The sequence below is a fragment of the Streptomyces griseoloalbus genome, from assembly GCA_014650015.1.
Lineage (GTDB): Bacteria > Actinomycetota > Actinomycetes > Streptomycetales > Streptomycetaceae > Streptomyces > Streptomyces griseoloalbus.
This window is the reverse complement of sequence record BMUD01000195.1, coordinates 1-502: the sequence shown is the minus strand read 5'-3', so window position 1 is coordinate 502 and position 502 is coordinate 1. Positions and strand designations below refer to the sequence as shown.

General features: G+C 74.1%; 1 protein-coding gene. It reads right to left on the bottom strand.

Annotated elements, in window-relative coordinates:
* A partial coding sequence (locus IE178_RS35530; protein WP_438874445.1) for a DUF6986 family protein occupies positions 1-347 on the bottom strand: 347 nt, incomplete at its 3' end.
* Positions 348-502: the final 155 nt, after the last annotated feature.

Sequence of the window (502 nt, the reverse complement as noted above, 5' to 3'; positions counted from 1 at the left end):
AAGTCGATGCGCAGATCCTCGACGGGTTCGCGGGCGAGCTTGGCGCACACCCGGGAGTGGACCGGCTCGGCCAGGTCGTCGGGGAGGCCGAGGACGGCGGCGAGGGACGCCGGGTCGGGTGCGTGTGCGTCGAGGGCGGCGAGGGCCGCGTCACCCCAGGAGCGGACGGTGCCGGCGGTGAAGACGTCGGCGGGCACGTAGGCGGTGTGGACGGGCTGCCGGGTCGCCGGATCCCCCGGGTAGCGGCGCTCCAGCTCGGCGTCGACCGGGGCGAGCAACGCACCGATCTCCTCGCTCACCGCCCCGGGAAGACTGGTGACCACCTTCTCCTGCCGGCCCTGCCCCATCCCCACACCCTCCCGTCGCCCGCGTGCGGAGCCGAAGCCCCTTCATGGTCGCCCCTTCGGAACACCGTCCGGTCGAAGGGCATCTCGCCCGCTCATCATGGCGGCTCGCGGGTGCCCCGACGAGTACGCGGAGGCTGTGCCGTGCGTACGCGGGG